Raw genomic sequence first — 3864 nt, forward strand, 5'->3', positions numbered from 1 at the left:
ACATCCAGATGTCAGTCACAGATTCGGCCGCCACGCCCGATATTCACACGACCGCGGGCAAGCTCGCCGACCTGCGGGAACGTCAGGCACAGGCACAGCACCCGAGCGGGGAAGCCGCCGTCGAGAGGGTCCACGCCAAGGGCAAGCTCACCGCCCGCGAACGGATCACCGCCCTGCTCGACGAGGGCAGCTTCGTCGAACTCGACGCCCTCGCCCGCCACCGCAGCACCAACTTCGGCCTCGCCGACAACCGCCCCGTCGGCGACGGCGTCGTCACCGGCTACGGCACCGTCGACGGCCGCGACGTCTGCGTGTTCTCCCAGGACGCCACCGTCTTCGGCGGCTCCCTCGGCGAAATCTACGGCGAAAAAATCGTCAAGGTCATGGACCTCGCCCTCAAGACCGGCCGCCCCCTGATCGGCATCAACGAAGGCGCCGGCGCCCGCATCCAGGAAGGCGTCGTCTCCCTCGGGCTGTACGGCGAAATCTTCCACCGCAACGTCCGCGCCTCCGGGGTGATCCCGCAGATCTCGCTGATCATGGGCCCCGCCGCCGGCGGCCACGTCTACTCCCCCGCCCTGACCGACTTCGTGATCATGGTCGACCAGACCAGTCAGATGTTCGTCACCGGCCCCGACGTCATCAAAACCGTCACCGGCGAAGACGTCACCATGGAAGACCTCGGCGGCGCGCACACCCACATGGTCAAATCCGGGGTCGCGCACTACGTCGCCTCCGGCGAACAGGACGCCCTCGACTACGTCAAGGACCTGCTGTCCTACCTGCCGTCCAACAACCAGGCCACCGCCCCCCGCATGCTGCCCACCGACCCGATCACCGGATCCCTCGAGGACAGCCTGACCGCGGAGGATCTCGAACTCGACACCCTGATCCCGGACTCGGCGAACCAGCCCTACGACATGCACGAAGTGATCCGCCGCATCCTCGACGACGACGAATTCCTCGAGGTCCAGGCCGAACGAGCCGGCAACATCGTCGTCGGCTTCGGCCGCGTCGACGGCCGCTCCGTCGGGATCGTCGCGAACCAGCCCACCGTGTTCGCCGGCTGCCTCGACATCGACGCCTCCGAGAAAGCCGCCCGGTTCGTGCGCACCTGCGACGCGTTCAACGTCCCGATCATCACCCTCGTCGACGTCCCCGGATTCCTGCCCGGCACCGACCAGGAATTCAACGGCATCATCCGCCGCGGCGCGAAACTGCTCTACGCCTACGGCGAGGCCACCGTCGGGAAGATCACCGTGATCACCCGCAAGGCCTACGGCGGCGCCTACGACGTGATGGGCTCCAAACACATGGGCGCCGACGTGAACCTGGCCTGGCCCACCGCCCAGATCGCCGTGATGGGCGCCTCCGGGGCCGTCGGCTTCGTCTACCGCAAACGCCTGCTCGACGCCGCGAAGAACGGCGACGACGTCGACGCCCTGCGCCTCGAGTTGCAGCAGGAATACGAAGACACCCTCGTCAACCCCTACGTCGCCGCCGAACGCGGCTACGTCGACGCCGTCATCCCCCCATCCCACACCCGCGGACAGATCGTGGCCGCCCTGCGCCTACTCGAACGCAAAATGGTCACCCTCCCCCCCAAGAAGCATGGGAACATCCCGCTATGAGCGGCGGCGAATCATTCGGCACCTCGACCGCGATTCGAATTACCAGCGGATCTCCCAGCGACACCGAACTGGCGGCGCTGGTCGCGGTGCTGTCCAGCGCGGCAGCAGCGCCCGTACCGGCCGTACCGTCGCGCGACGACGAGAATCGTTGGGGCTCACCGGCGCACATGCTGCGTCGGCGAGTCGTAGCCGATTCCGCCCTGCTGGTCAACGCGGGCTACTGAAACTGCATGTCGTTTCCGGGTAATTCCTTCCCGCCGTCGTAGCCTGAACGAGCACCGTCGACTGGAAGGGATTCACACATGAACTTCTCGCGAGGAACCCTGACCGTTGCCGCGGCGGCGGGGGCATTGTGTATTGCTCTGGCCCCCATGGCATCTGCGGCAACGACCTATCAGATCAGCGTCATACCACCGATCGGCACCGTCACCGCGAACAATCTTGTGACACTCGGTTTCCTGGTCAGCCCCATCCCCACCGGTGAAGACGGTTCGACACCGCTGATCGTGAACATCACCGAACCCGATAAGGACACGTACACCCACACCGTGTCGCAAACACTCGGCGCCGCCTCTCTCGCCACCCGGCTACACGAGGCCGGCCGCTACGTCGCCGTTGTCACCTTCGACCCTCCCAACGGCGATTCTGTCCAGGTCACAACGGAATTCGACGTCGTGCCGGGGGCCTCGCTGGGAAGCTTGTCCTAGTGTCCCGCGCCGGGAATTCGTTATCGAATTGACGCCGGTGCGGGCTGCGTGCAACGGATGGGGCGCGCACTCGTTCTTGGTCTGGATGTGGACTTGCCGCTCGCAGTCACTGAAATCGACCCCGCGGCAAGTGACCTATTCGCCGAACTCATCGAATACGGACTTGTCCCTGACGAGGCCGATTCCTTCGCTCACTTCCACCACTCAGGCTGGGCTGCGATTGGACCCGCCATCGCTAGTTCTGACAACATCACCAGCTTTCTGACACCTGGTCTGGTGCACGGAATGGTCGCCGATGTCCTGAACGACGATATCGCCGCCGCCAAGGTCGGACGCAAGATCCTGACCAATGTCGAAGAGTACGTACCCGAGGACGATGGCGAGGCCCTCAACGCCGTCGCCAAGTTCGCGAGTGATCACACCATCCCACTAGCACCCCAGACTGTGCTCCGACTCGCCACCGCGGGGACGTCTAACCAAGCGCGCATACTTCGCTTACTGCAGGCCGCTTCACCAGCTGCAACTGCAGATCAGATTGTTGCGGTTTTCTCTGCACTTGGCGGGGAATACAACAAAATATCCCGATCGGGTACTGAATTCACAGTGCCCAACGACACCCTTCACACCGACCTGCTCACTACTCTTCAGAATCAGAATGTGTGTGAAGCGAGGCAAGAACATGTACCCGGTGAGCGTCCCCTGAGAGATGCTGAGTATTCCCGCCCGCATAGCGGGACTTCACCGATATCGACCGGCGCAAACTCGAGTTGGCTCAGGTTAGTGCGCTCCTCGGATCGCGGTGATGGCTTGGCGGAGGTCGTCGGGTAGCCGGATCGGCTGAGGTGATGGTCTGTCCGCCCGCTTGGATCGGTGAAACATGCCGGAAGAACAACACCTACAGATCGGATAGAGAACGTCGCCGGTCATCGCCGAGACCACAACCAGCTCGTCGAGGGCCCCGGGCTCGCCCGGGCGGGGGTTCACGCCAGCGCCTGGACTCTGGAGCGCGCCTCCAGGTAGCGGGCGAGAAGATCATGTATCTCGGCATCCGGGTGTGCGAGTTCGGGAAGGTCCTTCGCGCCGATGATCACCTGGTCGACCGCGGTGACCTGCCGACGGAATTCACCGAGCATCTCCGGGGTGAGGGTGGTGGCGTCGAGCCGGTCGGTGAGGTACCGAATCGACTTGTCCAGGAACAGGGCCGGGTTCTCCGGTGCTCAAGCCGGCCCCGGCGGGTTTCGACCATCCGCCACCACTGGTCGAGTTCAGCCAACGCGGCCGGATCGGTCACCACGGAACCCAGGGCCCGGTCGACATCTCGTTCGTTGCCTTCGCCGGGCTCGCGGCCGTTGTCCTCGTCGCGGCCGGTGGGATCCGCGCGAAGGTGACGCGTCCATCTATTCTTGTCCACTGGTGGTGACGGGCAACCCGAACCCGGACGACGAATCGACAGGCCGGACCGTCGAATTCACCCGGAACGAACTCGAGAAAGGGATCCCGATGATCGAGGCCACCGCAGCAGTAGG

6 protein-coding genes are annotated in these 3864 nt (G+C 64.4%); 5 read left to right on the plus strand and 1 reads right to left on the minus strand.

The features are described from left to right. Window positions 1–8: 8 nt before the first annotated feature. The 4 genes from WAW17_RS02245 to WAW17_RS02260 all read left to right on the plus strand — a co-directional run bounded on the left by WAW17_RS02245 (window position 9) and on the right by WAW17_RS02260 (window position 3166). Window positions 9–1631: an acyl-CoA carboxylase subunit beta gene (locus WAW17_RS02245; RefSeq protein WP_422331399.1), complete on the plus strand. Its 1623-nt coding sequence runs from the start codon at window positions 9–11 to the stop codon at window positions 1629–1631. Beyond that, window positions 1628–1855, plus strand: coding sequence for an acyl-CoA carboxylase epsilon subunit (locus WAW17_RS02250; RefSeq protein ID WP_422331394.1), 228 nt, complete (start codon window positions 1628–1630; stop codon window positions 1853–1855). The genes WAW17_RS02245 and WAW17_RS02250 overlap by 4 nt, the downstream gene beginning before the upstream one ends. A gap of 78 nt (window positions 1856–1933) precedes the next feature. Continuing rightward, on the plus strand, window positions 1934–2338 hold the full coding sequence (locus WAW17_RS02255; protein WP_422331395.1) for a hypothetical protein: 405 nt from the start codon (window positions 1934–1936) through the stop codon (window positions 2336–2338). A gap of 57 nt (window positions 2339–2395) precedes the next feature. Beyond that, window positions 2396–3166 carry a hypothetical protein gene (locus WAW17_RS02260; protein ID WP_422331396.1) on the plus strand — a complete coding sequence of 257 codons (771 nt, stop codon included), beginning with the start codon at window positions 2396–2398 and terminating at the stop codon, window positions 3164–3166. A 152-nt stretch (window positions 3167–3318) separates the two neighbouring features. Here WAW17_RS02260 and WAW17_RS02265 read toward each other — a convergent pair whose 3' ends face one another. Further along, window positions 3319–3471 carry a hypothetical protein gene (locus WAW17_RS02265; protein ID WP_422331397.1) on the minus strand — a complete coding sequence of 51 codons (153 nt, stop codon included), beginning with the start codon at window positions 3469–3471 and terminating at the stop codon, window positions 3319–3321. Between the two features lie 80 nt (window positions 3472–3551). On the opposite strand from WAW17_RS02265, the gene WAW17_RS02270 reads away from it, so the two are divergent. Beyond that, on the plus strand, window positions 3552–3758 hold the full coding sequence (locus WAW17_RS02270) for a hypothetical protein (protein WP_422331398.1): 207 nt from the start codon (window positions 3552–3554) through the stop codon (window positions 3756–3758). The last annotated feature ends 106 nt before the right edge of the window (window positions 3759–3864 follow it).

The sequence above is a fragment of the Rhodococcus sp. (in: high G+C Gram-positive bacteria) genome, from assembly GCF_049286785.1.
GTDB lineage: Bacteria > Actinomycetota > Actinomycetes > Mycobacteriales > Mycobacteriaceae > Rhodococcus_F.

Excerpts from the sequence above, each read along its gene's own strand:
- WAW17_RS02250 (WP_422331394.1), top strand. The coding sequence starts at position 1,628 with ATGAGCGGCGGCGAATCATTCGGCACCTCGACCGCGATTCGAATTACC.
- WAW17_RS02265 (WP_422331397.1), bottom strand. The coding sequence starts at position 3,471 with ATGCTCGGTGAATTCCGTCGGCAGGTCACCGCGGTCGACCAGGTGATC.
- WAW17_RS02260 (WP_422331396.1), top strand. The coding sequence starts at position 2,396 with ATGGGGCGCGCACTCGTTCTTGGTCTGGATGTGGACTTGCCGCTCGCA.
- WAW17_RS02255 (WP_422331395.1), top strand. The coding sequence starts at position 1,934 with ATGAACTTCTCGCGAGGAACCCTGACCGTTGCCGCGGCGGCGGGGGCA.
- WAW17_RS02245 (WP_422331399.1), top strand. The coding sequence starts at position 9 with ATGTCAGTCACAGATTCGGCCGCCACGCCCGATATTCACACGACCGCG.